The sequence below is a fragment of the Paracoccus sp. DMF-8 genome (genome assembly GCF_029309835.1).
Taxonomy (GTDB): Bacteria; Pseudomonadota; Alphaproteobacteria; order Rhodobacterales; family Rhodobacteraceae; genus Paracoccus.
Genome location: NZ_JARJHL010000010.1, coordinates 780937 through 805304 on the forward strand (window position 1 = coordinate 780937; position 24368 = coordinate 805304).

Annotated in this window: 24 protein-coding genes, 2 tRNA genes and 2 pseudogenes; 22 read left to right on the plus strand and 6 right to left on the minus strand. The window is 67.6% G+C overall.

The features are described from left to right. The first annotated feature begins 148 nt into the window (after nucleotides 1-148). From infA to PE067_RS11235, 8 genes and pseudogenes are all read left to right on the plus strand, one after another. Nucleotides 149-367, plus strand: a complete 219-nt coding sequence (infA, locus tag PE067_RS11200) for a translation initiation factor IF-1 (RefSeq protein ID WP_010397442.1) — start codon at nucleotides 149-151, stop codon at nucleotides 365-367. A 13-nt stretch (nucleotides 368-380) separates the two neighbouring features. Beyond that, on the plus strand, nucleotides 381-1004 hold the full coding sequence (locus tag PE067_RS11205; RefSeq protein WP_062563788.1) for a Maf family protein: 624 nt from the start codon (nucleotides 381-383) through the stop codon (nucleotides 1002-1004). Beyond that, nucleotides 1001-2068 (plus strand): annotated as a pseudogene (locus PE067_RS11210) (ribonuclease E/G). Before PE067_RS11205 ends, PE067_RS11210 begins: the two are co-directional and overlap by 4 nt. Beyond that, nucleotides 2065-2215: pseudogene (gene yacG, locus PE067_RS11215) on the plus strand (DNA gyrase inhibitor YacG). The pseudogenes PE067_RS11210 and yacG overlap by 4 nt, the downstream one beginning before the upstream one ends. Nucleotides 2216-2291: 76 nt before the next feature. Next, nucleotides 2292-2367: transfer RNA gene (locus PE067_RS11220), tRNA-Phe, on the plus strand. A 338-nt stretch (nucleotides 2368-2705) separates the two neighbouring features. Beyond that, complete coding sequence (locus PE067_RS11225) at nucleotides 2706-3218, plus strand: sigma-70 family RNA polymerase sigma factor (protein WP_276189441.1); 513 nt, start codon at nucleotides 2706-2708, stop codon at nucleotides 3216-3218. A 117-nt stretch (nucleotides 3219-3335) separates the two neighbouring features. Further along, entirely contained in the window at nucleotides 3336-4073 is a 738-nt protein-coding gene (locus tag PE067_RS11230; RefSeq protein WP_276189442.1) for a FecR domain-containing protein, read from the plus strand. Between the two features lie 89 nt (nucleotides 4074-4162). Then, nucleotides 4163-6616 carry a TonB-dependent siderophore receptor gene (locus PE067_RS11235; RefSeq protein ID WP_276189443.1) on the plus strand — a complete coding sequence of 818 codons (2454 nt, stop codon included), beginning with the start codon at nucleotides 4163-4165 and terminating at the stop codon, nucleotides 6614-6616. A 123-nt stretch (nucleotides 6617-6739) separates the two neighbouring features. Here PE067_RS11235 and PE067_RS11240 read toward each other — a convergent pair whose 3' ends face one another. Beyond that, the gene (locus PE067_RS11240; protein ID WP_276189444.1) at nucleotides 6740-8008 is read right to left on the minus strand and encodes a bifunctional folylpolyglutamate synthase/dihydrofolate synthase; all 1269 of its coding nucleotides are present in this window, start codon (nucleotides 8006-8008) and stop codon (nucleotides 6740-6742) included. 4 nt (nucleotides 8009-8012) lie between these two features. After that, a complete protein-coding gene (accD, locus tag PE067_RS11245) occupies nucleotides 8013-8948 on the minus strand; it encodes an acetyl-CoA carboxylase, carboxyltransferase subunit beta (RefSeq protein ID WP_276189445.1) in 936 nt (311 codons plus the stop codon). A gap of 182 nt (nucleotides 8949-9130) precedes the next feature. Between accD and cls the strand changes: the two genes are divergently transcribed. From cls to PE067_RS11265, 4 genes are all read left to right on the plus strand, one after another. Continuing rightward, entirely contained in the window at nucleotides 9131-10468 is a 1338-nt protein-coding gene (cls, locus tag PE067_RS11250; protein ID WP_276189446.1) for a cardiolipin synthase, read from the plus strand. A gap of 10 nt (nucleotides 10469-10478) precedes the next feature. Beyond that, complete coding sequence (locus tag PE067_RS11255; RefSeq protein ID WP_276189447.1) at nucleotides 10479-10817, plus strand: 4a-hydroxytetrahydrobiopterin dehydratase; 339 nt, start codon at nucleotides 10479-10481, stop codon at nucleotides 10815-10817. 113 nt (nucleotides 10818-10930) lie between these two features. Next, entirely contained in the window at nucleotides 10931-11716 is a 786-nt protein-coding gene (locus PE067_RS11260; protein WP_276189448.1) for a DUF6478 family protein, read from the plus strand. A 14-nt stretch (nucleotides 11717-11730) separates the two neighbouring features. Then, nucleotides 11731-12120 (plus strand): hypothetical protein, encoded by a 390-nt coding sequence (locus tag PE067_RS11265; RefSeq protein WP_276189449.1) that lies wholly within the window; start codon nucleotides 11731-11733, stop codon nucleotides 12118-12120. 3 nt (nucleotides 12121-12123) lie between these two features. Here the strand turns inward: PE067_RS11265 and PE067_RS11270 are convergent, their stop codons facing one another. Next, on the minus strand, nucleotides 12124-12324 hold the full coding sequence (locus PE067_RS11270; RefSeq protein WP_276189450.1) for a GNAT family N-acetyltransferase: 201 nt from the start codon (nucleotides 12322-12324) through the stop codon (nucleotides 12124-12126). On the opposite strand from PE067_RS11270, the gene PE067_RS11275 reads away from it, so the two are divergent. Further along, nucleotides 12318-12788 carry a hypothetical protein gene (locus PE067_RS11275; RefSeq protein ID WP_276189451.1) on the plus strand — a complete coding sequence of 157 codons (471 nt, stop codon included), beginning with the start codon at nucleotides 12318-12320 and terminating at the stop codon, nucleotides 12786-12788. The two genes, PE067_RS11270 and PE067_RS11275, sit on opposite strands and share 7 nt — an antisense overlap. 52 nt (nucleotides 12789-12840) lie before the next feature. Here the strand turns inward: PE067_RS11275 and PE067_RS11280 are convergent, their stop codons facing one another. Then, complete coding sequence (locus PE067_RS11280; protein WP_276189452.1) at nucleotides 12841-13581, minus strand: molybdopterin-binding protein; 741 nt, start codon at nucleotides 13579-13581, stop codon at nucleotides 12841-12843. A 109-nt stretch (nucleotides 13582-13690) separates the two neighbouring features. On the opposite strand from PE067_RS11280, the gene map reads away from it, so the two are divergent. Further along, nucleotides 13691-14494: a type I methionyl aminopeptidase gene (map, locus tag PE067_RS11285; RefSeq protein WP_276189453.1), complete on the plus strand. Its 804-nt coding sequence runs from the start codon at nucleotides 13691-13693 to the stop codon at nucleotides 14492-14494. Nucleotides 14495-14671: 177 nt separating this feature from the next. Here map and PE067_RS11290 read toward each other — a convergent pair whose 3' ends face one another. Continuing rightward, on the minus strand, nucleotides 14672-15691 hold the full coding sequence (locus PE067_RS11290) for a LacI family DNA-binding transcriptional regulator (protein WP_276189454.1): 1020 nt from the start codon (nucleotides 15689-15691) through the stop codon (nucleotides 14672-14674). 97 nt (nucleotides 15692-15788) lie between these two features. On the opposite strand from PE067_RS11290, the gene PE067_RS11295 reads away from it, so the two are divergent. Next, nucleotides 15789-15865, plus strand: a tRNA-Arg gene (locus PE067_RS11295). Between the two features lie 114 nt (nucleotides 15866-15979). On the opposite strand, the gene PE067_RS11300 is transcribed toward PE067_RS11295, so the two are convergent. Further along, nucleotides 15980-17818, minus strand: coding sequence for a TniQ family protein (locus PE067_RS11300; protein WP_276189455.1), 1839 nt, complete (start codon nucleotides 17816-17818; stop codon nucleotides 15980-15982). A gap of 1182 nt (nucleotides 17819-19000) precedes the next feature. Here PE067_RS11300 and PE067_RS11305 point away from each other — a divergent pair. The 7 genes from PE067_RS11305 (at nucleotide 19001) to PE067_RS11335 (ending at nucleotide 24025) form a co-directional block, all read left to right on the plus strand. Beyond that, nucleotides 19001-19915: a metallophosphoesterase gene (locus PE067_RS11305; protein WP_276189456.1), complete on the plus strand. Its 915-nt coding sequence runs from the start codon at nucleotides 19001-19003 to the stop codon at nucleotides 19913-19915. Between the two features lie 151 nt (nucleotides 19916-20066). Further along, a complete protein-coding gene (locus PE067_RS11310; RefSeq protein WP_276189457.1) occupies nucleotides 20067-21101 on the plus strand; it encodes an AAA family ATPase in 1035 nt (344 codons plus the stop codon). Between the two features lie 90 nt (nucleotides 21102-21191). After that, nucleotides 21192-21665 (plus strand): DUF6634 family protein, encoded by a 474-nt coding sequence (locus tag PE067_RS11315; protein ID WP_346429682.1) that lies wholly within the window; start codon nucleotides 21192-21194, stop codon nucleotides 21663-21665. 1 nt (nucleotide 21666) lies between these two features. After that, the gene (locus PE067_RS11320) at nucleotides 21667-22485 is read left to right on the plus strand and encodes a phosphoesterase (protein ID WP_276189459.1); all 819 of its coding nucleotides are present in this window, start codon (nucleotides 21667-21669) and stop codon (nucleotides 22483-22485) included. A 1-nt stretch (nucleotide 22486) separates the two neighbouring features. Continuing rightward, nucleotides 22487-22894, plus strand: a complete 408-nt coding sequence (locus PE067_RS11325) for a hypothetical protein (protein WP_276189460.1) — start codon at nucleotides 22487-22489, stop codon at nucleotides 22892-22894. After that, a complete protein-coding gene (locus PE067_RS11330) occupies nucleotides 22887-23090 on the plus strand; it encodes a hypothetical protein (RefSeq protein ID WP_276189461.1) in 204 nt (67 codons plus the stop codon). The genes PE067_RS11325 and PE067_RS11330 overlap by 8 nt, the downstream gene beginning before the upstream one ends. After that, nucleotides 23087-24025: a hypothetical protein gene (locus tag PE067_RS11335; RefSeq protein ID WP_276189462.1), complete on the plus strand. Its 939-nt coding sequence runs from the start codon at nucleotides 23087-23089 to the stop codon at nucleotides 24023-24025. Before PE067_RS11330 ends, PE067_RS11335 begins: the two co-directional genes overlap by 4 nt. Nucleotides 24026-24368: the final 343 nt, after the last annotated feature.

Here is a 24368-nt window from a genome sequence, read left to right on the forward strand (position 1 = left end):
GGCGGGGCTTTTGCGACAATTTGAGGGCTTTTGCCGCCCCAAAACCCGGCAACGGCCTCCAGAGGCCAGATTCCCCTTGAAAAGCGCCCCGTCTGGACGCATGTAGCTTGCGCCCGCCAAGGCGCGGGTCACCCCTACAGGAGAAGACATGGCCAAGGAAGAAATGCTCGAATTTCCCGGCGTCGTGAAGGAACTCCTGCCGAATGCGACATTCCGGGTCGAGCTAGAGAACGGCCATGAGATCATCGCACATATGGCAGGAAAGATGCGCAAGAACCGCATCCGCGTCCTTGCCGGCGACAAGGTGCAGGTGGAGATGAACACCTACGACCTGACCAAGGGGCGGATCAATTACCGCTTCAAGTGATACCGTGGCCGGCATGACGGCCCCGGACCTGCCCCCCGCCCCCGGCGCGTCCTCGCGCTTGCCTGAACTGGTCCTTGGCTCGGCCAGCCCGCGCCGGCTCGAACTGCTGCGGCAGATCGGCATCGTCCCGGACCGCGTCCTTCCAACCGAGATCGACGAAACCCCGAGGCGAGGCGAGGCGCCGCGCGACTATGTCCAGCGCATGGCCCGCGAAAAGGCAATGGCCGGCGAGGCCCTCAGCCCGCATGCCGCCCTGCTTTGCGCCGACACGGCCGTCGTCGCCGGACGCCGCATCCTGGGCAAGCCCGCCGATGCCGCCGAGGCGCGCCGCTTCCTTGAGCTTCTGTCAGGTCGGCGCCACCGCGTGCTGACCTCGGTCGCCCTGGCCTGCGCCGGCCGGCTGCGCGAACGGCTGGTCGAGACCACCGTGCGCTTCCGCCCGCTGACCGCGGGCCAGATCGACGCCTATCTCGCCTCGGGCGAATGGCAAGGCAAGGCCGGCGGCTATGCGATCCAGGGCCGGGCCTCGGCCTTCGTGGTCTGGATGCAGGGCTCCTACAGCGCGGTGGTCGGCCTGCCGCTGGCCGAAACCGCCACGCTGCTCGCCGCAATCGGAATTCGGGAACGCACGGAATGAAGGGTCGCCAGATCGTCCTTGGCCAGGTCTTTGGTCGCAACGCCGCCGCGCTGATGCTCGACGGCCAGCTCGAGGATCTGATCCTCGACCCCGCCGGCGCCACGCCGCTGGTGCCCGGCGCAATCTGCCGGGCCCGCGTCGACCGGCTGGTCAAGGGCCAGGGCGGCGTCTTCCTGCGCCTGCCCGCGGGCGCGCGCGGCTATCTGCGCGACCGCGGCGGCCTGCGCGAGGGGCAGTCGCTGGTCGTCCAGGTCAGCGGCAGCGCCGAAGAAGGCAAGGCCATCCCGGTCTCGTCGCGGCTGAATTTCCGCGGCCGCACGCTGATCGTCACCCCCGGCGCGCCCGGCGTGAACGTGTCGCGCCGGATCCGCGACGGTGCCCTGCGCGAAGCGCTGGTCCAGCTTGGCGAGGCCGCGCTGGCCGGGCTGGACGAGCCGCCGGGCCTGGTCTTCCGCAGCATCGCTGCCGAAACCCCCGAGGACGAGATCGCCGCCGAGCTTCAGGAATTGTTGGCCCTGGCCCGCGCCGATCGCCGCCGATCGCGACGGTGCGCCCGAGCTGCTGCTGGACGCCCCCGAGCCGGCCGAACAGGCCTGGCAGGACTGGGCCGATCCCGCCCCCGACAGCATTGCCGAGGGCGAGGACGCATTCGAGGATCGACCGGCGCGGCCGATGCCGTGCGGCAACTGCTGCGACCCCGCCTCGACTTGGGCGGCGGCGCCTGGGCCGAGATCGAGGCGCTGCGGGCCTTGGTCGCCATCGACGTCAATACCGGCAGCGACCACTCGCCCGCAGCCGGGCTCAAGGCGAATATCGCGCTGGCCCGCGCCCTGCCGCGGCAATTGCGACTGCGCGGCCTGGGCGGTCAGATCGTCGTGGACTTCGCGCCCTGCCCCAAGCGCGACCGCGGCACGCTGGATCAGGTGCTGCGCGCCGCCTTCCGCGCCGAATCGGCCGAGACGGTGCTGATCGGCTGGACGGCGATGGGGCTTTACGAGATCAGCCGCAAGCGCGACCGCCTGCCGCTTTCACGCCTGGTCGAGCACGGACGTCGCCGCGCATGAAATGCCCGATCTGCGGCAAGCCGGTCTGCCGAGCGTTACCGGCCGTTCTGTTCGCGGCGCTGCGCCGATGTCGATCTGGCGCGGTGGTTTCGCGGCGATTACCGCATCCCCGGCCCGCCGCTGCCGCAAAGCGACGAGGAGGAGTGAAAATTTCACATTTCACTCTGGACAGCGCGGCGAGCCTGGCCTAACTACGCGCCAGCCCGCAGCAAGACGCGCCGGCGCCCGGATAGCTCAGTTGGTAGAGCAGCGGATTGAAAATCCGCGTGTCGGCGGTTCAAATCCGTCTCCGGGCACCATTTCATCTCCCTTTGAAAATACATGCTTTTCTGTCAGCCGCGCCGCTTTGGGTCGGCTTCCGCACGGGACGATTTCCGCCGCAGCATCGCGACACCCGCGCGGGCGACATGTCCCGGGCACCGCCTTTCGGTCGCGGACGCGCAACCCATCACAGCCCTCGCCGCGCAAGACGCTTGCCGCAGCCGCCGGGGCTCGCTAATGCGGCAGGCATCACGCTCTGCCAGCGGGTGCAAGGCGCCGCGCCAGCCTGGGTTTCCGATGCAGGGAGCTGAACCATGCCCGACCGCTGCTTCTTCGGCGCGACCAGCCGCGCCCGCCGCTCCTGAGACCCGCCGCCATGTCCGGCGCGCATGATCTGGTCGGCCGGCTGCACGCCAGCGAAGGCTCGCGCCTGCTGCGGTTCTTTCGCGCCACCCTGCGCTCGCCCCAGGATGCCGCCGATGCCACGCAGGAAACCTTTCTGCGCCTGATGGGCGCCCCCCGCCCCGAGGCCATCGCCAATCCCCAAGCCTATCTGTTCGCGGTCGCCCGCTCGGTCGCCATCGCCATCGACCGCCGCGCCGCCCGCGACCGGGCGTTGTTCACCGACGCCGACCCCGAGGCCGCCGCCTGCCCCGACCCCGGCGTCGAGCGGCTGCTGGCCGCCCGGCAAGAGCTGGCGCTGCTGGCGCGGGCGATCCGGCGCCTGCCGCGCCGCTGCCAGCAGGTCTTTATCCTCAGCCGCCTGCACGGGCTGCCGAATGGCGAGATCGCGGCGCAACTCGGCATCTCGCGCAATATGGTCGAAAAGCACATCATGCGGGCGCTGATCGGTTGCGCCGAGGCGCGGCGCGGCGGAGGCGCGCCGTGACGGTCGAGGAACAGGCGGCGCTGTGGGTGGCGCGGCTGCAATCCTCGGATGCCACCCCGGCTGACCGGGCGGCCTGCGCGCGCTGGTGCGCCGCCGATCCCGACCACCAGCGCGCCTATGCCGCGTTCCAGGATCTGTGGTCGCGCATGGCCGCCATCCCCGAGCCGCCGCGCCGCGCGCCGCGCCGCCAAGGCGGCGGCGCTGCTGCTCTGCGCCGGGCTGGTGCTGGCCGGGCCGCGCCTGTGGCTGCACCTGCGCGCCGATGCCATCGCCCCCACCGGCCAGATCCTGCACCTGGCGCTGCCCGACGGCAGCCGGCTGGACCTCGACAGCGGCAGCGCGGTGGCGCTGGATTTCGATGGCGGCCGGCGCAATGTGCATGTGCTGCGCGGCACGGTCTTTGCCGAGGTGCGCCCCGATCCGGCGCATCCCTTTACCGTCACCGCCGGCCCGATCACCGCCCGCGCGCTTGGCACCCGCTATGCCACCAGCGCCGAGGGCGTCACCGTGACCCGGGGCCGGGTCGAGGCCCGCACGCCCCAGGGCGCGCTGCTGCTGCAGGCCGGCGACAGCGCGGCGCTGGGGCCGGACGGGCTGCATGAGGCGCCCGCCGATCCCGACGCCCTGGCCTGGCGCGAGGGGCAGATGGTGGTCTCGGGGCGGCCCTTGGCGCAGGTGGTGCGCGAGCTGGCGCGCTATCATCCCGGCCGGGTGCTGCTGCTGGACCGGCAGGCCGGGCGGCGGCCGGTCTCGGGCCTGTTCGACGTGACGGATGCCGATCACGCGCTGGAGCTGCTGGCCGCCAGCATGGGCCTGCGCCTGACCCGCCTGCCCGGCCTGGTGGTGCTGCGATAAAAATTTCGCCGCCGACGTCAGGAGGCAGCCGCGCCGGCACTCTTCCTGTCCAGGGGGCGGCAAGCCCCGTCGGGACAAGGGACAAGCATATGACGGGACGACGGAAGAAAATCCTGCTGCTGGGCGCGGCACTGGCCGGGCCGCTGCTGGCTCCGGCCATGGCCGCACCGGCCTGGGCGCAGGCGGGCACGACGCGGACGGCGGCGCTGAACGTGCCGGCGGGCCCGCTGGAAACCGTGCTGCTGGCGGTGGGCCGGCAGGCCGGGCTGCATTTCGCCTATGACAGCAGCCTGACCGCCGGCCGGCGCAGCGCCGGGGTGCAGGGCACGCTGGCCCCGGCGCAGGCGGTGGCGCAGGCGCTGGCGGGCACCGGGCTGCGCTACGCCTTTGCCGGCGCCGCCGAGGTCAGGATCTGGGCGCCGGCCGCCGCGGCCTCGCCGGGCAGCGCCCCGACCGGCACCGTGGTGCTGGACCAGGTGACCCTGCAGGCCGGCAACGGCCAGACCGAGGGCAGCGGGCTTTACGGCTTCGACGCGCCCACCGCCACCGCCACCGGCCTGGCGCTGACCCCGCGCGAAACCCCGCAATCGCTGAGCGTCGCCACGAACCAGCAGATCAGGGACAGCGGCGCGCTGAACCTCAAGGATACCATCAACCAGACGCCGGGCGTGAACGCGGTCACGCTTTACGGCGATGCGCGCTGGAATTTCTATGCGCGCGGCAGCAAGGTCTCGAACATCCAGTACGACGGCGCGACGCTGGAAGCGGAAAGCCAGGAAAACAGCCCCGACGACATGGTGATCTATGACCGGGTCGAGGTGGTGCGCGGCGCGACCGGGCTGATGGACGGCGCGGGCGAGCCATCGGCCTCTGTCAACCTGGTGCGCAAGCGTCCACTCGATACGCCCCGCACCAGCATCGAGGCTGCGGCCAGCGACTATGGCAGGGCCAGCCTGACGCTGGACGCCTCGCGGCCGCTGAACGGCGACGGCAGCCTGCGCGGGCGGCTGCTGGCTTACGGCGTGGCGGGCGACACCTGGCGCGAGGCGCAGGGCCACAAGACCGGGCTGGTCTATGGCGCGCTGGACATCGACCTTGGCCCCGACACCACGCTGGGCCTTGGGCTCAGCTATCAGGACGACCTGATCGACGGCTATGCACGGGGCGGCTTCTGGCTGGCGCCGGACGGCAGCCGCTATGGCTTCGGCCCGCGCGACAACCCGGCGGCGGCGTGGGAATCGCTGAGCCGGCAGGAAACGGTGGCCTATGCCGACCTGACGCATGGCTTCCAGAACGGCTGGACGCTGAAGCTGACCGGGCGGCTCGCGGATGCCGACGGCGACCGCATCGCGGGCTATGCCACCTGGAGCACGCCCGACCAGCTTGTCCACCACGGCTATCTGGCCCGCCAGTTCGAGAAAAGCGCCATCGCCAAGGCCGTGCTTCAGGGCGAGGTCGAAGCCTTTGGCCGCAGCCACCAGCTTGCCTTCGGCGCCGACTGGCGGCGGGTGAAATACCAGCAGAAGGGCTCGGGCGATTACGCGCTGGACATCGCCGATCCGTCGCGGCCCTTCACCTGGGCCGACGGTCGCCCCGATCTTGGCGGCCCGGTGACCTGGCAGGCGGACACCCGCACCACGCAGCGCGGCTTGTTCGCCTCGGGTCGGTTCGAGCTGAACCCTGCGCTGCATCTGGTCGCGGGCGGACGGCTGGCCTGGTATGACACGCGCCAGTCATGGGGCAATCCGACCCTGGGCGCGCCATCGAGCAGCAGCTTTGCGGTCCATGCCGAGCGCATCCCCTATCTGGGGCTGGTCTATGACCTGACCCCGGACTGGACCCTCTATGCCAGCCACACCGGCGTCTTCCGCCCGCTGTCCGAGCGCGACGCCACCGGCCGGCAACTGGACCCCGCGACCGGCACCAACACCGAGATCGGCGCCAAGGCCAGCCTGCAAGACGGCGGCATGCTGGCGTCGGTCGCACTGTTTGACACCACACTGGACGGGCTGCCGCAGCGCGTCGCCGATTCCAGCCAATGCGTCCGGCCCGCCGATGGCTGCTACAGCGCCGCCGAGACGGTCAGGACGCGGGGCGTGGATGTCGAGGTCAGCGGCTCGCCCGCGGCAGGCTGGAACCTGACGCTGGGCTATACCTATGCCGATTCGGCCTATGACGCGGGACCAAGCCGGGGTCAGCGCTACAACCCCTATTCCGCGCCGCGCCACCTGGCCAAGCTGAACGCCAGCTATGCGTTCGGCGGCAGCTTGCAGGGGCTGACGCTGGGCGGCGCGCTGCGCGCGCAAAGCGGCATCCAGTATGACAGCACCTCGGTCGACGGGACGCGCTACCGGGCAGCCCAGGGCGGCTATGCGGTGCTGGACCTGATGGGCCGCTATGACCTGGACGACCAGACGGCAGTGCAGGTCAATGTCGACAACCTTCTGGACCGCAGCTACCTGACGGGCGTGGACATGGGTTGGCCCAACATGTTCTTCGGCCAACCGCGCACCGTCTCGCTGGCGCTGACGAAATCCTTCTGACCCGCACCGAAGGCGCGGCGCCAGCCTCGCTGCGCCGCCCCCACCGCCAACCCGCGCCCTTCTTTGTTCCGAAAATACCCCGGGGGAAGGCCGCAGGCCGAGGGGCAACGCCCCCCTTCCGCCTCAACCGTTCTCGCGCAGCACCTGCCCCGCGAGATAGAGCGAGCCGCAGACCAGGATCCGGGCGCCGGGATGCGCGGCGGCCAGGGCGCGCACCGCCGCCAGCGCGTCGGGGGCGGTGCCGGCGGGCAGGCCGACGGCTTGCGCCGCCGCGGCGGTTTCCTCGGCCGGCAGGGTGTTCGGCTCGCCCGGGATCGCCACCGCGGTCAGGCTTTGCGCGACGCCGGACAGCGGGCGCATGTAGCCCGCGACATCCTTGGTGTTCAGCATGCCGCAGACCAGATGCGTGGGCTTCCTGGCCATGGCCGCAAGCGTCGCCGCCACCGCCTCGCCGCCGGCCAGGTTGTGGCCGCCGTCCAGCCACAATTCGCAGGCCCCGGCCGCCTCGACCAGCAGGCCGCGGGCGAGGCGCTGCATGCGGGCCGGCCATTCGGCCTCGGTCACCGCGGCGCGGGCCTCGATGCGGCCAAAGCCCAGCTCGCGCAGCGCCGCGATGGCGGTGCCGGCGTTCTGGATCTGGTGCGGTCCCGGCAGCACCGGCAGCGGCGAGTCCATCAGCCCGTGGTCGTCCTGATAGATCAGCGCGTCGCCCTCGCGCCGGCTGTCCCAGTCCTGGCGGGCGATGCGCAGCGGCGCGAACAGCCGCTCGGCCCTGGCCTCGATCACCGCGCGGGCGGCAGGCTCTTGCGGCGCGACCACGCAGGGCACCCGGCGTTTCAGGATGCCGGCCTTTTCGGCGGCGATCAGCTCCAGCGTGTCGCCCAGATATTGGGTGTAGTCGATGCTGATCGGCGTGATCACGGTCAGGGCCGGGCTGTCGATCACATTGGTCGCGTCCAGCCGGCCGCCAAGACCCACCTCCAGCAGCGTATAGTCGGCAGGCGTGCGCGAGAAGGCGAGGAAGGCCGCCGCCGTGGTGATCTCGAAGAAGGTGATCGGCGCGCCGGCGTTCGCGGCCTCGCATTCTTCCAGCGCGGCGGCCAGATCGGCCTCGGCGATCAGCTCGCCGGCCAGGCGGATGCGCTCGTGGAACTGCGCCAGATGCGGCGAGGTATAGGCGTGGACCCGCAGCCCGGCCGATTCCAGCCCGGCCCGGATCATCGCCTGGGTCGAGCCCTTGCCATTGGTGCCGGCGATGTGGATCGCGGGCGGGATCCGGCGCTCGGGGTTGCCCAGCGCCGCCGAGGTGCGCTGCATCCGGTCCAGCGACAGGTCGATGACCTTGGGGTGCAGCTGCATCAGCCGCGCGAGGATGGCGTCGGACCCGCTCATGCGTTCAGGCCGGGGTGGCGTCGGCGGCGGGCCGGTCGGCACGGGCGGTGGCGATGCTGCCCGGCGCGGGCAGGTCGCCCGCCACCGGCGCCGGCAGGCCGCCGAGCATGCGCAGGATCGAGACCAGCTCTTCGCGCAGCTTCTTGCGATGCGTGACCCGGTCCAGCATGCCGTGTTCCAGCAGGTATTCGGCGCGCTGGAAACCCTCGGGCAGCTTTTCGCGGATGGTCTGCTCGATCACCCGCGGCCCGGCAAAGCAGATCAGCGCGTTCGGCTCGGCGATCTGGATGTCGCCCAGCATGGCGTAGCTCGCCGTGACGCCGCCGGTCGTCGGATGGGTCAGCACCACGATATAGGGCAGCCGCGCCTCTTTCAGCATCTCGACCGCGACGGTGGTGCGCGGCATCTGCATCAGGGACAGGATGCCCTCTTGCATCCGCGCCCCGCCGGCGGCCGAGAACAGCACCGAGGGCCGCTTCAGCTTTACCGCGCGTTCGGCGGCGGCGATGATGGCATTGCCGACATACATGCCCATCGAGCCGCCCATGAAGGAAAAGTCCTGCGCGGCGGCGACGATCGGGGTGCGGCCCATCTCGCCCTCGGCGACCAGCATCGCCTCTTTCTCGGCGGTGGATTTCTGCGCGGCCTTCATGCGCTCGGGGTATTTCTTCTGGTCGCGGAACTGCAGCGGGTCGGCGATCGGCTCGGGGACCTTGACCTCGTTGAAGACGCCGCCGTCGAACAGCGCCGCAAAGCGGGCGCGCGGGCTGATCGCCAAGTGGTGGTCGCAATTGCTGCAGACGTTCAGGTTGTCGGCCAGCTCGCGGTGAAACAGCATGGTGCCGCATTCCGGGCATTTGGTCCAAAGATTCTCGGGCACTTCGCGGCGCGAGAACAGCGAATTGATGCGCGGACGCACATAATTGGTGATCCAGTTCATCGGCGGCCCCCTTGGTGCTGCGGTCTGGGGGTGACTTAGGCAAAACCGGGCGGAATTGCAATTCCGCGCGACCCGGGGTTTCATGCGCGTCATGTGGACGCAGTTCGCCGTTTTTCTTCATTATGCAGTCGCGCTGGCGGTGTCGGTGCGGGTGCTGCTGCGCCCCCGGCTTGAGGCCGACGGTGCGGCTGTCCTGGATCCTGGTGATCGAGCTGGTGCCGCTGGTCGGCATCATCGCCTATGTGCTGTTCGGCGAGATCCGCATGCGCGGCGCCGAGGTCGAGACCATGGCCAGCGTCCGCGCCCGGCTCTCGGGCCTGTGGACGCCCAGCCCCGAGGCGGTGCGCCGCCTGCCCGAGCTGGCCGCGCCGGTGATCGCGGCGAATCGCGCCACCACCGGCTTTGGCGCCGTGGCCGGCAACCGCGCCACCCTGCTGGCCGAGGACGACAGCGCCATCGCCGACCTGGTCGCGGCCATCGACGACGCGCGCGAACATCTGCACATGCTGTTCTATATCTGGCTCGACGATGCCTCGGGCCGGGCGGTGGCCGAGGCGGCAATCCGCGCCGCCGGGCGCGGCGTCAAGGTGCGCGCGGTGATCGACGCCTTCGGCTCGCGCGGCTTCGGCCGCTCCGAGACCTGGGCGGCGATGCGGCGCGCCGGCTGCGAATGCGTCGAGGCGCTGCCGATGGGCCTGCCGCTGCTTGGCGCGCTGTTCCAGCGCATGGACCTGCGCAACCACCGCAAGATCGTGGTCATCGACCACCTGCTGGGCTTTACCGGCAGCCGCAACTGCTCGGACAAGGCCTTTGCCGTCAAGCCGCGATTCGCGCCCTGGATCGACGTGTTCCTGCGCTTCGAGGGGCCGGTGGTGCGGCAGATGCAGGCGGTCTTTCTGCAGGACTGGATGAGCTATACCGGCGAGGACCTGGGCGACATGCTGCGCATGGTGCCGCCGGTCCTGGCGCCGGGGGTCATCGGCCAGGTGGTGGCGACCGGGCCGGACGACCGCCGAGGCTCGCTGTCGGACTGCATGGCGACGATGATCTATGCCGCGCGCCAGCGGCTGGTCATCACCACGCCCTATTACGTCCCCGACGCCTCGCTCGATTCGGCGATCCGCACCGCGGCGCGGCGCGGGGTGGACGTGACGATGATCCTGCCGGCGCGCAACGACTCGCTGGTGGTGCAGGCCACCTCCGAGGGCTTCTATTACGGGCTGGTCTCGGCCGGGGTAAAACTGATGCGGTTCCGGGACGGGCTGGTCCATGCCAAGGTCATCACCGCCGATGGCGAGATGGCGATGATCGGCAGCGCCAATATGGACCGCCGCAGCTTCCAGCTGAACTATGAGATGAACATGCTGCTGGTCGGCGCCGAGGTGACGGCCAGGCTGGACGCGCGCCAGCAGAGCTATATCGCGCGGTCGACACCGATCACGCTGGACGAGATCCGCGGCTGGTCGCTGTCGCGGCGGCTGCGCAACAACCTGCTGGCGCTGGCCGCGCCGATCCTGTGAGGAGGACATCATGACCGGACCCACCCCGACAGACCTGGGCCAAGGCAGGATCGTCGACGGCGCCCCGGCCCTGCCCGAGGCCGAGCTGCGCGCCGCGCTGGCCGCCCTGCCCGACTGGGTGCTCAGCCCCGACGGGCGGGCGATCCGGCGCGAATGGCGCTTCAAGTCGTTCAAGGCGGCGGCGCAGCTGGCCAATCTTGCCGCCTGGCAGGCCGAGGCCGCCAACCACCATCCCGACATCGCCTTTGGCTGGGGCTTTGCCAGCGTCAGCTTCTCGACCCATTCGGCGGGCGGGGTGACCATGAACGACCTGGTGATGGCGGCGCGACTGGACGCGGCGGCCGGCTGACCCGCGCAGCGGGGCGGGTTTGGCGCGCCCGGCCTTGCCCCCGCCGCGGTCCCGCCCTATCCAGATGCGGCGGCCAGCGGGCGCAAGACGGCAACAGGGGCAGGCGATACGGCATGGCGATGCGTCCTCGCAAATGGATCGAACGGAAAACCCGCGCCGGGGCGCTGCGGCAGTGGAAGGCGCTGGCCGACCAGGCCGAGGCGCTGGGGACGGGCCGGCTGCGCCAGCTGCGCGACGAGGCGCTGGGGCTGCGCGCCAGCCTCGACCGCTTCCTGATCCGGGCCGACCGGCGCGCCGCCCGCTCGCGCGCGGCGCTGGATGCGCTGCACCTGCCGGGCGGCACCGACTGGCGCTGGCGCCCCGCCTTCATGGCGGCGCAGATCTCGCCCCGCGGCGTCGCCGGCCCCGAGCCGGGCGGCATGCTGGGCGAGGGTGCGGCGCTGTGGCACGATTGCGCCGAGCGGGCGCTGATCCTGGCGCAGATCGGCAATTCCGCCGCCACCGACCTGTCGCCCTTCGGCATCAGGCTCGAGGTGTTCGGCTTTTCCGGCAGCTTCCTGTCGCTGTCGATCGACCTGCCGACCAGCGCGCTGTCGGGGCTGACGCGCAGCCATGTGCTGCGGCTGGAAACCGGCATCCTCGCCGAGCGGGCGATCAACGTCTATGCGCGGCTCAATATCGGCCATGGCCCGAACATCGAGGAAATGACCCAGCAGCTGCACGACTTCCAGTCCGGCCAGCCCGGCCACCAGATCACCGAATTCGACCTGGCCTATACCCAGATGAACGAGAAGCGGCTGGAAAAGATCTGGCTCGACCTGATCTTCGAGGCGCCGCGCATGAACGGGGTGCAGATCCGCGAACTGTTCCTGTCGCGCCACCTGCGGGCGGAACTGTGATGCAAGGAAGCAAGATGAGCGATTTCAGATCCCTGGGCCTGCGCAGCGGCATCTGGCAGGGCGTGCTGCGCCGCGATGCGGCGCCGGGCCGGCTGGTGCTGGTCCATATGGGCAACCGCCTGGCCGAGGCCCATGCCACCGAAGAGCCGGGCGGCGGCTGGCGCGTCGCCGCCGCCATCCCGCCCGAGCGGCTGTCGGACGGGGTGCAGACCTTCCTGCTGGTCGAGGACCGCGGCGCCGAGGGCGAGCCCCCGCAGCCCGGGGCGCAGCGGCTGGGCAGCCTGACGCTGATGGCCGGCGAATTGCTGGACGACGACCTGCGCGCCGAGCTGACCCTGATGCGGGCCGAGCTGGAGCTGGTCAAGAAAGAGCTGCGCCGGCTTGCCGCCGCGATGCCGGCCTAGGGCTCAGTCCCGGCTCCAATAGCCATAGCCGCCCAGTTCCGCGAACCCCAGCCGGTCATAGAGCGCCCGCGCGTCGGTATTGGCGCGGCTGACCGCCAGCGCCAGCCGGGTCGCGCCCTGCGCCTGCGCCCATTCCGCCGCCCGCCCGATCAGCCAGCCGGCGACGCCACTGGCGGCGCAGCGCCGGCACCACCTCGATGGCATGGATCATCGCCACCCGCCCGTCGGCGGCGACAAAGGCCGCCCCCGCCGCGCGGTCCTGCACACGGCCCAGCAGCGCGGTGCGCGGCAGGGTGACGCGCCGCATCGCCGCCTGCCGGCTGTCCGAGATATGGCCGGCCGACCAGATATCGGCCTGGATCGCCAGCGGCGGCCAGATGTCAAAGGAACTCAGCCGCGGCCGCGCCGCCGCGGCCAGCAGGGCGCAATCGGCGGCCATGACCGCGGTCGGGCTGCCGTGGCGGAACCCCGCGCCCGCCAGCGCCTGCGCCAGCGCCGCATCGCCGTCGGCGACGCGAAACATCGGCATCTCGTCCCAGCCGCGCTGGATCGCGGCGATCTCGGCGATGGCGCCGCCGTCCCAGCCCGGCCCCAGCGCCCGGGCCGAGCTGACCCGGCCGCCGCCGCCCTGGCCGCGCCCGACGCGAAAGCCGCCGGCCTCGGCATAGTCGGCGGCGGGCCAGCTGGTCTCGAAGACGCGGGCGATCTCGGGATCGGCAATCACAGCGCCAGTATCTCGCGCAGCGCGGTCATCGCATCGGTGACGCGCTTGCCGTCCAGGCCGCGGATCACCAGGTTGGTGCCGTAGCGCTGGCCGCGCTGGAACGGATAGGAGCCCAGCGACAGGTCGGGAAAGCGCTCGGCCACTTCGCGCAGCCCGTCGGCCACGTCGGATTCCGGCCGCAGCACCTCAAGCGCCTCGCTGACCGAGGGCCGGCCGGTCGGCAGCCGGTCGGCAATGGCCTCGACCATGGCGCGGAACACCTCGGGGACGCCGGCCATGACCCGGGTATTGCCGATGTGGAACCCCGGCGCCGCGGAATGCGCGTTCGGGATCAGCTCGGCGCCCAGCGGGATGCGGGCCATGCGCAGCCGGTTGCCGGTGACCTCGACGCCGCGCGCCTCCCAGCGCTCGACCATGACGCGGCGCGCCTCTTCGTTGATCTCGATGCCGACGCCAAAGGCATCGGCGACGGCATCGGCGGTGATGTCGTCATGCGTCGGCCCGATGCCGCCACTGGTAAAGAGCATGTCCGGTGCCCCGCCCAGCGCCTTGTCCAGCGCCCGGATCGAGGCCACGATCTGGTCGTGGTCATCGCCGACGATCCGCACCTCGCGCAGGTCGACGCCGATGCTGTTGAGCACCTGCGACAGGTAATGGGCATTGCCCTCGCGGGTGCGGCCGGACAGGATCTCGTCCCCGATGACCAGGATGGCGGCGGTGGGATTGTCGGACTGCATCTCGCGCTCCTCGCGGTTTCGGCTGTCGGCCCCTGTATAGGTCCGCGCACGGGGCTGGAACAAGTGGCGGCATCGGACTATCTGTGGGGGGCAAGAACACGAGGACGCCATGAACGACGCACGCCAGACCCGCGAGGGAATCCGCATCCACGACGCCGGGGATTTCGCCGGAATGCGCGCGGCCGGCCGGATCGCGGCGCAGATCCTCGACGAGGTCGGGCCGCTGGTCCAGCCCGGCGCCACCACCGGGGCGCTGGACGATTTCATCCGCAACCGCGTGACCGAGCTTGGCACGGTCAGCGCCACCATCGGCTATCGCGGCTATCAGCACGCCAGCTGCATCAGCGTGAACCATGTCGTCTGCCACGGCATCCCCGGCGACAAGATCCTGGCCGAGGGCGACATCCTCAATATCGACGTGACGGTGATCCTGGACGGCTGGTATGGCGACAGCTCGCGCATGTATGTGGCGGGCAAGCCCAGCGTGAAATCCAAGCGGCTGATCCAGGTCACCCATGACAGCCTGATGAAGGGCATCGAGGCGGTCCGCCCCGGCGCCACCTTCGGCGACATCGGCTGGGCGATCCAGTCTTATGTCGAGGCGAACCGCATGTCGGTGGTGCGCGATTTCTGCGGCCACGGCCTTGGCCGCACCTTCCACGCGCCGCCGAACGTGCTGCACTTCGGCCGCCCTGGCAAAGGGCTGGTGCTGGAAGAGGGCATGTTCTTCACCATCGAGCCGATGGTGAACCTGGGCCGCCCGGAAACCAAGATCCTCGCCGACGACTGGACCGCCGTCACCCGCGACAAGTCGCTCTCGGCCCAGTTCGAGCATTCGATCGGCGTCACCGCCGACGGCGCCGAGATCTTTACCCTGTCCCCGGACGACAAGTTCTTCCCCAGCCTCGACTGAGGGGCGCAGCGGTCCGGGCTTCTTTGCTCCGAAAATACCCATAGGGCCGCGCAAGCGTCGCGGTCGCATGGGTATTTGTGAAACAGTGAAGGCGCAGCCCATCGCGCGGGCGCCGGACCTCTGCCTGCTTTCACCGTTTTCCAAATACCCCGGCAAGGCGGCGCGCGGGCGGTGCGCTTACGGTTTGCGGATGGTCTCGCCCGGCATGATGGTCGGGGCCAGCGCGACGACGCCGTTTTCCGGCGCCGGCTCCTTGCCCGCGACGATGCGCGCCGCGCGCCGGCCAATGTCGATGCGCCGGGCGTCGGTGGTGGTCAGCCGCATCGGCAGCCCGTCCAACAGCTCGACACCGTTGAAGCCGGCAAGCCCCAGCTTTCCGGGGATGTCATAGCCCTTTTCGATGCACCACAAAAGCCCGCCGGCCCCGATCATGTCATTCGAGAAATAGAGGAAATCCAGATCCGGCTCGCGTGTCAGGATGCGCTCGGTCAGCTCGCGGCCCTTGTGCAGCGACGAGCCGCCCTGGTAATATTCCCGCGCCGCCAGGTGCAGGCCGTCCTCGGCCAGCCGGGCCTCAAAGCCGGCCAGGCGTTTGCGGGCGCGGTGATCCTCGGGCATATGGGTGCCGATGAAGCCGATGCGGCGATAGCCCGCTGCCAGGATCTCTTCGGCCATCTCGGCCCCGGCGCGGCGATGGCTGATGCCGACCGCGGTGTCGATCGGGTCGCCGTCGATATCCATGATCTCGACCACCGGCAGGCCGGCATTGTCGAGCATCGCCCGCGCCGCCTTGCTGTGCTCGAGCCCGGCGAGGATCACCCCCGAGGGCCGCCAGCTCAGCATGTCATACAGCACCGAATCCTCGCGCGAGGGGCTGTAGTTTGTCACCCCCACCACCGGCTGCAGCCCGGTATCGTCGAGTTCGGCCGAGATCCCGCCCAGCACGTCGGGAAACACCATGTTCGACAGCGAGGGGATCACCACCGCGACCAGGTTCACGCGCTGGCTGGCCAGCCCGCCGGCGATCTTGTTGGGGACATAGCCCAGGGTGCGGGCGGCGGTCAGCACCTTTTCGCGCGTCGCGGCCGAGACATCGCCCCGGTTGCGCAGCACGCGGCTGACCGTCATTTCGGACACGCCCGAGGCTTCCGAGACGTCACGCAGGGTCAGCGGGCGGCGGGGTCTTTTCGTATTCATGGCAACTACCGGAACGCAATCATGTTACCGTTATCGCGTCCAGCGCGTGACGGCAACCTTGCCATTTCCGCGATCTGCGGGCAAAAGAGGCTTCGATGGCCCCGTGGCTCAACTGGATAGAGCAGCCCCCTCCTAAGGGGCAGGTTACAGGTTCAAATCCTGTCGGGGTCACCATTCGCCAAAGTGTCGATGGGGCAAAAGTTTGCCCATTCCGGGGGTAGTTTTGCCCACCCCCTGTCAAGAAGATTCTTCTGGCAGAGGGACGCATTTGTGGATTTGTTGGCAGAATCAGGTCTTTTTATGACCCGCACTCTGGAGTGCTCGCTCCACCTCGACCCGAAGATAAAGGGTGCCAAAATTTCCTTTGCCGGCCAGATGCGGCTGAATCGCCCTCTGCTTCAGGATGCTGCGCGAGACATTTCGCTGCAGCCCGAACTCTTGTTCGATCATGGTCAGGTTCAGAAAGCGGGCGCGGAACGCGGCAATAGATGATTCCGACACGGTCCACATTCGCCGCCGTGTGACAGGGTGGATGATTTCTTGCGCGAGCAGATCACCGGCTTCGACCAAGGCCAGAAGCTGCGCAGCATCGCGTATGCCGATCCCACGACCGAATTCGGACAAAGATAAAGTATGGTCAGATTGCGCAGATGATGCGTCATCCATGGCAACAATATCAGCAAGGTCGACCCGAAACCCATGATAACCCGCGGTCGGAGATTGCTGCCACAGACGAAGGGCCCCATCACGCAGACCAGAAAATATTCGTTTGACGCTGACGCCAGTGCGGGCCTGAGCAACCTGAATGGTGACCCATCCCTTCGCATCAGTAGGATCGCAGGGCAGCGCGTAGCCTTTCAGCTCATCAATCAGCGCCTCTGCATCCTTCGGATGCCAGCGCAACCGTGCAACCGTCAGGGCTGTGCGGGGGATCAGGATTCCGGCCTGCTCCAGCGCCATCATCTCGGTTTCAGTCGCCCCAAGCGTTTTGCGCATCGCCCCATCCGGAACGAACTCCGAGATGCTCGCCAGCAGCGGCACAAATCTGCGGGCATCGAATATCACACGGGCATGGGGGCGGTGATCATCGGCGGCGATGGCCCCTGCCTCGACCAGCAAAGGTCGCAAACGGCCAGGATTTATGCTCAACTCGCTTGCGGCCGTGACGACCGAATGAATACGCCGCTCGGGTAGGACGTGGCCAAAGACACTTTCTCCGGCGCCCAAGGGCCAGAGGTCAAGAACCGCGTCCCGCAGTATTTCCCGAAACACATCGAAGGCTGGTTCGTCACGGAGATGGGAGCCCAGCGACGTAAGCATTCGATGGTAAACCTGTCGGACGCCATCGGCCACGCCGTCGCCTTCGAAGGACATCTTGGTCAGCCTGGCCTTGATCGCGTCCGGCCCTTGCTTGACGACATCATAACCGGCCGCGCATGCCGCGTGCTGATGGGCAATGGGATTCTCTTTTTCCGGGATCAGCCCCGCTCCGAACATCCGACAAAACGCTGCGGTTGCGGAGGTGCTGTGCGGGGCAAGCCATGTTTGATCTGGTCGCCTAGAAAGACGATCATCCAACCATAGATCGAAGCTGGAGGGTTCGACGCCTGCCCCGTCAAGCTGACCCGACATGATCCGATCCAAAATCAGGCTCAGCTGAAACTGCATGTCAAACCGGCCCTCGGGTCGATCCTCAGTCCATAAGGGCACAAGCAGCATGTGGTGGCGTAGACATATCGAGACCTCGCGAAGTTGCCAGTCGCCCCGCATGACCATGGCGCTGGTCGGCTCGGACGGGGCTCGGGTGGCATCCTCGCGCAGGCAAGTAGGACAGCCGCGGACAATCGGATTGCGCAGCGCGCGCGAGATGACCGTGTCGCCACGATAGTCCAACCGAACATTTCCTGCGCGGACGCCCGTCCAGGACAAAAGCTCTCCTGTGTCGTGAGGCGTAAGTCGCGCCCAGACGGACAATGCTTCAATCATTTCAGGATCGCAGTTCAGGAAGCGGTTGAAGCTTCCTTTGAGATCGTATGCGAATTCCGGAGTTGCGACACCCTTCGAGGCCGCCAGTCGCGACAGGTAGGACGGCAAGGTCTCACGTTCGGCAGGCCGAGGTTGTGTCATGGCTGGGCGGATCCTTATCAGGCGGCAGTATGACCCAAATGAGCACGAAAGGGCAGAGGTGCTCGCGCCCTCAGGCTGATGCCATCACTGCAAATGCGAAAAAAGAAAACCGATTTCATTTGCGCAGGGGGGTGTGCCGGCGCAAACCCCAAGCAGGGCTGGCGATTATGTCCCTCGCGCCCAAGAGTTCGCAAACTCAGAATTTTATTGTTTTACATCAATATGTTAATTACGATTAATCATTGCGATCGGCATTTTCTCGGGTTATCGTAATGGGGTGGACACGCTCGAATCCTGTTGTCCGCCGACTACGGCGCGGGCTTGCTGAATGCACCTGCCTGCGATCCCGACGATCTGTTCTGCTTCACCGGCCATGCCGCGGTTACATCCTTGCGGCCGATGAATGCGCCATTTCCGACCCACCGATGCATCCGCGATCGGTGCCGATAGAGGATTGCCGATGACGAAGATACCGTTCTGAACAACATGCGGCGCTTCGCTGAGCGCTCGCCTGTGGCCACTTCGGATCGACGCTTCCGTTCGTCTACGCGCGCAGCGAACGGCGAGAATAGATGGCCTTTACAGAGTGAATGACGCCGCAAGCCTCATTGGCAACCAAGCCTGGCTCCATAAGCAGGCGCTGCCTCTCTCGATATTCTCTCCCGGTCGAACGTCCTCGGCCGACGGCCCTTTCATGCCTGGAGTAAATCCCATGCCCACCATCCCTTTCATCGAGGCCCGTTTCCTTGATCAGAGCGAAAGCCGCTTCGAACTCGAATCCCGCCTCAAACGGCATTTGCGCCTGCTGCGCTGCAGAAAGCTTCCGCCCAGCCTTATGGCGCCGCCCGACGACGTGTTGGATGGCATCGACAACACAGACCGGAGCCTGTGCTGGGGATCATTGGATTCGCCGCCAATGATGAGGTCTGCATCGGTCGGCGGTCGGCGGGCGGCGGGTCAAGCTTACTCCAGAACGTCGCAAGGCCGTGTCCGGCATCGCGCACCTCAAATCCGATGATCGGCACGACTCGAGATGCTGAAAGACGGGGCCAACTGGTGTCGATCCCCAACGAATATCGCGCCGACGAACTGGCAGGGGCTCTGCACGAGGGCACCCGCACAGCGCCTGGCATGTCGTGCCACGGCTCCGATCCATCATGCCTGTTTTCAAAGGGTATATCCATGCTGTCCGAACATTCGCACAACCAGGTTGTCGATCCGCTCACCATCACCCCGTCGGCCAAGGCCGGTCTCGCTCCCACCTGGCTGGGGACGCCCAACCCCAGTCTCACCGCAGGGGCGCGGTCAATGACCATCCTGATCACCGCCGACCTGCATCTCGACCTCTGGGCTCGCGCGGGGCGCGATCCATTTGCCGGCATCCTGCCGGTCCTGCGTGACCTCGACGCGCTGATCATCGCCGGCGATCTGGCCAATGATCCGCAGCGGAACTGGCCCTGGGCGTTGGCCCGGATCGCGCGGCTGGTCTCGCCCGCGCGGATCTGGGTGATCCCGGGCAACCACGACTATTATGGCGCCACGCTCGACGATGACGTTCTGGCCCGGATCACAGCGGAGGCCGGGGTGGGCCTTGCCCAGAAGCGGGCTCTGACCTTCGGCACCTGCCGCATCCTGTGCTGCACGCTCTGGACGGATTTCGCCCTGCTGGGCGATCCGGAGGCGGCGATGGACCGCGCGGCAATGGCGATGCCGGATTACGGTCGGATCCGCCGGGAGGATGGGGATCTCATCATGCCCGAGGACACCGTCGCGATTCACCGCGATCACCTCGACTGGTTGACGCGGGAGATTGCCAGACCCTGGCACGGACAAACCATTGTCGTCACCCATCACGCCCCGTGCTTGGCGGCCTCCGGTCCGATCTCCAGCATCAGCCCGGCCTTCGCTTCGGATTTTGATGGCTGGATCGAGGCGCACCGGCCCGACTACTGGTTCTTCGGTCACACGCACCGGCCGCTCTCGGTCCGCATCCGCGGCGCGCCGATCGTCAACGTCTCGCTCGGCTATCCCGACGAGGTGCCCGAGGGCGGTGAGGCCGAACCTCTGCTGCGCGGCCTGATCTTCCCTAGCGCCTGATCGCCATTCTCCCCAACCCATCTTCCCCGGCCGGGTCTCCCTCGGCCGACGGCCCCCTCATGCCCGGAGTATTCCCATGTCCACCATCCCTTTCATATAGGCCCGCTTCTTCGATCCAAAAGAGGATCGCATTGAACTCGAAACCCGCTTGATGCGGCATCTGCGCAAGCTGCGCTGCAAGAGGATGCCCCCGGGCCTTCTGGCCCCGCCCGACGAGGCCGACACGCCAGGCGAAATCCCGGACGTGGATTCGATGGGGATCATCAGGTTCAGCGATAACGACGATGCCCGCATCAAGCGTCGGGTCAAACGGATCCTCGAGCGCCGCAAGGCGGCCTCCGGTCTGGAGCATCTGAAGCGCGATGATCGTGAGCGGCTTGAGGTGCTGAAAGACGGCGCGCGGCTGATCCAGATCTCCAGCGAGCACCGTGCAGATGAGATTGCCGCGGCCTTGCATGAGGATATGCCCTGGATGGCCGCGGCCACCGAGGTGATCTGGCACGCGATGCGCCGGTCCGTGCGCGAAGGCTGGCCGGGGTTTCGGATGCCCCCGCTTCTGCTCGATGGACCTCCCGGGATTGGCAAAAGCCATTGGGCCCGGCGGATCGGCGATCTGCTTACTGTGCCGACCGCCGTGATCGAGGCCACCGGTGAGAATGCCAGCTTTGGCATTGTCGGCTCGCAACGTGGCTGGGGCGGCTCCCATCCCGGCCGCTTGATCGAAACCATCCTGCAAAGCCGTATCGCCAATCCGGTCATGGTGGTCGACGAGGTCGAAAAGGCCGGCACCGTGGTCTCGATGAACGGCCACGCCTTCGGGCTGGCCGAGGCGCTTCTGCCACTGCTGGAGCCGCTGACCGCAAGGTGCTGGAGCTGTCCCTATTACCAGGTCAAGTTCGACATGAGCTGGGTGATCTGGGTTCTGACCTCCAACGATCACCGGCGGCTGCCGGAACCGCTGCTCAGCCGCTGTCCGCCGATCCGGCTGCGTCATCTGACCCTGGCAGAGCTGACGGGTTTTGTGCTCCGCGAGGGCACAAAGCGCAACCTGTCCGCCAGTTCCATCGAGGCGATCTGCGAGATCCTTTCCCATCCCTCGCTGCGGCGGCATCAGCCCAGTCTACGGGTCGCCGCCCGCATGCTTGGGCGCGCCGCCGATCTGGAACAGGGGCCAGTGCTCCACTGAGCCGGCAGCCTTTCCACACTTCCCTGAATCCAACGCGCCTGCGGCATCGCCGCAGCCGCCCTCTTCATGCCATCGAAACGGAGAATATCCATGAAACTCTCACCCAATGACCGTGCCTGGTTCGACAAGGTGCTGCGCGCCATTGCCGCCGCAGAGGCAGGCCCGTCCGAGGCAGACCTCGCGCTGGCGCCGGTCCTGTCCGACTGGAAAGCGGCGATTTCGCCCGGCGGGCATGTGATGCTTTGGGGCGAAGTGGCTGACCATCCGCTTCTTGGCCATGCAAGCATCACCACCTCGCAGCTGATCGCCATCGATCCCGAGGCCGGCTGGGCACGAACCGCATCGCGCTGGTATCGGCTGGGCCGGTCCATTGACGCCCTTGAGGCAGAATTGGCTGAATCCATGAACGGAAAGGCGAAGCTTGCCGGTTCCATCAACTTTACCCTTCCCGGATTCATGAACGTGGACGATCCCGCGCTTCTGGCGCAGCTGTTGGCCGAATATATCACGCGGGTGCGCGAGATCGACGCGGCGGACCGGGCCGCCTCCGGACGGGAGGAGTGACATGCATTGGTTCACCGCCGATCCGCATTACAGCCATGACCGGATCATCGGCTTCTGCAGCCGTCCGTTCCCGGACGTAGCCGCGATGAATGCCCGCCTGCTGGCCGAGTGCCGGGCCCGGGTTGGGCCCGATGATGATCTGTGGATCCTGGGGGATTTCACCGCGGGACGATCCACCGACGCCCAACGGCGCGAGGTGCGGGGCATCTTCCATGCGTTGCCGGGCCGTCGGCACCTGATCCGCGGCAATCACGATGAAAACTGGGTCTGCGATCTGCCGTGGGATAGCGTAAGTGAGACCGCCGATATCGTCATCAATAAGAGGCGGCTGTTTCTCTGCCACTATCCGATGATCACCTGGCCCGGTGCGCGGCATCAAGGTTTGCAACTGTTCGGTCATGTGCATCAGAACTGGCGAGGGTCGCGTAATTCCGTGAACGTCGGCGTCGACGTCTGGGATTTCCGGCCGGTCACGCTGCCGGAGATCGAGGCCCGGGCAGCCAGGCTCCCGGTCAATGCACACTGGGATCAGGTCGAACCGGGCCGCGCCTGGCCGACGGAACTTTGCGCGGGCTGCGGCGCGATCCTGGATCCGGCGCTTGTCTTCGGGCATGCGGCGGTGCGGGATGGCCGTATCGTCATTGCCCGGACCGGCGAGGTGATCGTCGCCATAGGGGACCGGATTCGTGAATGGCTGCCGGAGGGCCGGCATGTCTGCCCGGAATGCATCGGCGGCTATCTTTCGGTCGGGGAGGTCGCGCTGCCCGTCGGGTTTACCTTTGACGAGATGCGGAACCGGGCCGTTCCCAGGGGGAAATAGAATGCCACTGAGAGATTCCTCCCACAAAGCCAGCGTCGAGCACCGCCTCCGCGCCAGCATCAACCTGATCGATGCGTCGCAGGCCTGCGCGCTGTTGCACGTCGAAACGGCTGACCCGGAAGGCGTCATCCAGACCATGGCCCGCGATGGTGCCGTCATAACTCTGGCTCAGAACGGCAGGATCATGTCGCCGCTGTTCCAGTTCGATACCGCGAACGGCCGTATCTTTGATGTCGTCCGTGACATCCTGAGGCTCAGGCCGACCCGCATCAGCAACCTTCGACTCTGCTACTGGCTGACCCGCTCCCATGTCGATTTCGGCTGCGCGCCCGCCGACCAGTTCGGGAAAGAGGACGCAGCAATCCTCGCTGCATTCGGGCGATATATCGAGCCTGAGCGTCATGGGTGACTTTGACAAGGATGGTAAGCCCGGAATCACGATGCGTGGGATGGTCAATCTGAATGGCCTTCCGGAAGCCGCCAGGGCCAGGGCGGAGCTGGAGATGATGCACCGCCGCGCCCAGAGGGGCGATCCCGAGGCCGCCCTTTATATCCTGAATCATATCGTTCCGGACGTTCCCCCAGACGAGGAGGACCAGAAATGAGCAATGATCAAAACCCGCCGGTCTGGACCAGCCCGGTGATCCGCTTCATCAAGGACAACCTTCCGGTCCTCGATCCTCGCGGCGAGGAATGGGACCATATGTGCGCCACCGCTTACCAGTTCGCTTGCGAGGCGCTGATCGCCCTCGGCCAGGCCGAGGAAACCGGGCGCGGCGCAAGGCCGCTGACCCATCCCCGGCTGCCGGAGGTCCTGCCCCGGTGGGACGATATCTGCGTCACCGTCCTCAGCCTCGCCAGTCAATGCGGGCTGCTTTCTTACAGATTGCCTGACGGCCGCAGATCCCCCGCAGCCGCGGCGTGGTGGGGTCGACGCGAGGGCGAAATCATGCCGCCGCCGAACATCATGGCCGCGCATGGGCTTGGCGGCGCCCATGCCGCGCCGGAGGTGCTGCCGGTGCTGCGCGCGCTTGGCCTGGTCGAATTCGGCCAGTGGGCCGAAGCTGCAGAACTGGTGCTCTGGCGCAAGGAGCCGCAGGAGTGGGGCCTCGACATCACAACCGATCTGCGCTTCGGCGCCGCGGTGGACCGGGCCGTCAACGAGATGCCAGCGGACATCCGCCGCGAGCTGGATCGGCTGGTGAGTATCACCGAGGCGGACGTGACCGAGGGGTTGATCCGGCGCGAGGCATATCAGGAGGAGTTGTGTGCCGAACTTGGCGCGAACCGGGTGATCTGTCAGCGGCTGACCCGGAAATCCGTGCGTCAGGGGCTGGTTTTCCTGCGCATCCATGATCTGGACTGGCTATTTTTCTCGAGTTGGCGGCTGCCGGATGGCTGGCTCTCCCCGCCCGCGCGGAAACGGGCGATGGAGATCTTCCACGACCGCCTCGCAATCCCGATGCGCAGGGCCGTCGTCACGCGGCTATACCCGGACCGGCCGGAGTTTTCGGGGAAAGGCTTACCCCTCAATCAGTGATGACCATCTCAGCAGCCTTAGTGCTGGAACCGAGCGTCGCTGTAAATTCGGGGCGCGTCGCCAAGCATCCTCCGATGATTATCAGGATTGGTCGTTTGCACATCAGCGATCTGTGCTATGCGACCTTCCGGGTCGGAGCGCCATTCTCCAACGTAGTAGCGCCCTTCCAGCCAAGCCCGCTCCAAAAGCTTGGCAAGCCCCAACTCTCCCCGCTCAAACCAAGTGCGACCGGGCCGAGAGGGTAGCGTCCGAGGACGTGGTGTAATTTCATCGGCGCTGCCGGTGTAATCCGGGGTGGCCATCGAGGTGGAGTTTCGACACTTCAACCACGGATCTTACGGAG

What these genes read in the sequence shown, in the direction of transcription:
- infA (WP_010397442.1), top strand. Translation starts at nt 149, where the DNA reads ATGGCCAAGGAAGAAATGCTCGAATTTCCCGGCGTCGTGAAGGAACTC.
- PE067_RS11205 (WP_062563788.1), top strand. Translation starts at nt 381, where the DNA reads ATGACGGCCCCGGACCTGCCCCCCGCCCCCGGCGCGTCCTCGCGCTTG.
- PE067_RS11225 (WP_276189441.1), top strand. Translation starts at nt 2,706, where the DNA reads ATGTCCGGCGCGCATGATCTGGTCGGCCGGCTGCACGCCAGCGAAGGC.
- PE067_RS11230 (WP_276189442.1), top strand. Translation starts at nt 3,336, where the DNA reads ATGCCGCGTTCCAGGATCTGTGGTCGCGCATGGCCGCCATCCCCGAGC.
- PE067_RS11235 (WP_276189443.1), top strand. Translation starts at nt 4,163, where the DNA reads ATGACGGGACGACGGAAGAAAATCCTGCTGCTGGGCGCGGCACTGGCC.
- PE067_RS11240 (WP_276189444.1), bottom strand. Translation starts at nt 8,008, where the DNA reads ATGAGCGGGTCCGACGCCATCCTCGCGCGGCTGATGCAGCTGCACCCC.
- accD (WP_276189445.1), bottom strand. Translation starts at nt 8,948, where the DNA reads ATGAACTGGATCACCAATTATGTGCGTCCGCGCATCAATTCGCTGTTC.
- PE067_RS11255 (WP_276189447.1), top strand. Translation starts at nt 10,479, where the DNA reads ATGACCGGACCCACCCCGACAGACCTGGGCCAAGGCAGGATCGTCGAC.
- PE067_RS11260 (WP_276189448.1), top strand. Translation starts at nt 10,931, where the DNA reads ATGGCGATGCGTCCTCGCAAATGGATCGAACGGAAAACCCGCGCCGGG.
- PE067_RS11265 (WP_276189449.1), top strand. Translation starts at nt 11,731, where the DNA reads ATGAGCGATTTCAGATCCCTGGGCCTGCGCAGCGGCATCTGGCAGGGC.
- PE067_RS11275 (WP_276189451.1), top strand. Translation starts at nt 12,318, where the DNA reads ATGGCATGGATCATCGCCACCCGCCCGTCGGCGGCGACAAAGGCCGCC.
- PE067_RS11270 (WP_276189450.1), bottom strand. Translation starts at nt 12,324, where the DNA reads ATGCCATCGAGGTGGTGCCGGCGCTGCGCCGCCAGTGGCGTCGCCGGC.
- PE067_RS11280 (WP_276189452.1), bottom strand. Translation starts at nt 13,581, where the DNA reads ATGCAGTCCGACAATCCCACCGCCGCCATCCTGGTCATCGGGGACGAG.
- map (WP_276189453.1), top strand. Translation starts at nt 13,691, where the DNA reads ATGAACGACGCACGCCAGACCCGCGAGGGAATCCGCATCCACGACGCC.
- PE067_RS11290 (WP_276189454.1), bottom strand. Translation starts at nt 15,691, where the DNA reads ATGAATACGAAAAGACCCCGCCGCCCGCTGACCCTGCGTGACGTCTCG.
- PE067_RS11300 (WP_276189455.1), bottom strand. Translation starts at nt 17,818, where the DNA reads ATGACACAACCTCGGCCTGCCGAACGTGAGACCTTGCCGTCCTACCTG.
- PE067_RS11305 (WP_276189456.1), top strand. Translation starts at nt 19,001, where the DNA reads ATGCTGTCCGAACATTCGCACAACCAGGTTGTCGATCCGCTCACCATC.
- PE067_RS11310 (WP_276189457.1), top strand. Translation starts at nt 20,067, where the DNA reads ATGCGGCATCTGCGCAAGCTGCGCTGCAAGAGGATGCCCCCGGGCCTT.
- PE067_RS11315 (WP_346429682.1), top strand. Translation starts at nt 21,192, where the DNA reads ATGAAACTCTCACCCAATGACCGTGCCTGGTTCGACAAGGTGCTGCGC.
- PE067_RS11320 (WP_276189459.1), top strand. Translation starts at nt 21,667, where the DNA reads ATGCATTGGTTCACCGCCGATCCGCATTACAGCCATGACCGGATCATC.
- PE067_RS11325 (WP_276189460.1), top strand. Translation starts at nt 22,487, where the DNA reads ATGCCACTGAGAGATTCCTCCCACAAAGCCAGCGTCGAGCACCGCCTC.
- PE067_RS11330 (WP_276189461.1), top strand. Translation starts at nt 22,887, where the DNA reads ATGGGTGACTTTGACAAGGATGGTAAGCCCGGAATCACGATGCGTGGG.
- PE067_RS11335 (WP_276189462.1), top strand. Translation starts at nt 23,087, where the DNA reads ATGAGCAATGATCAAAACCCGCCGGTCTGGACCAGCCCGGTGATCCGC.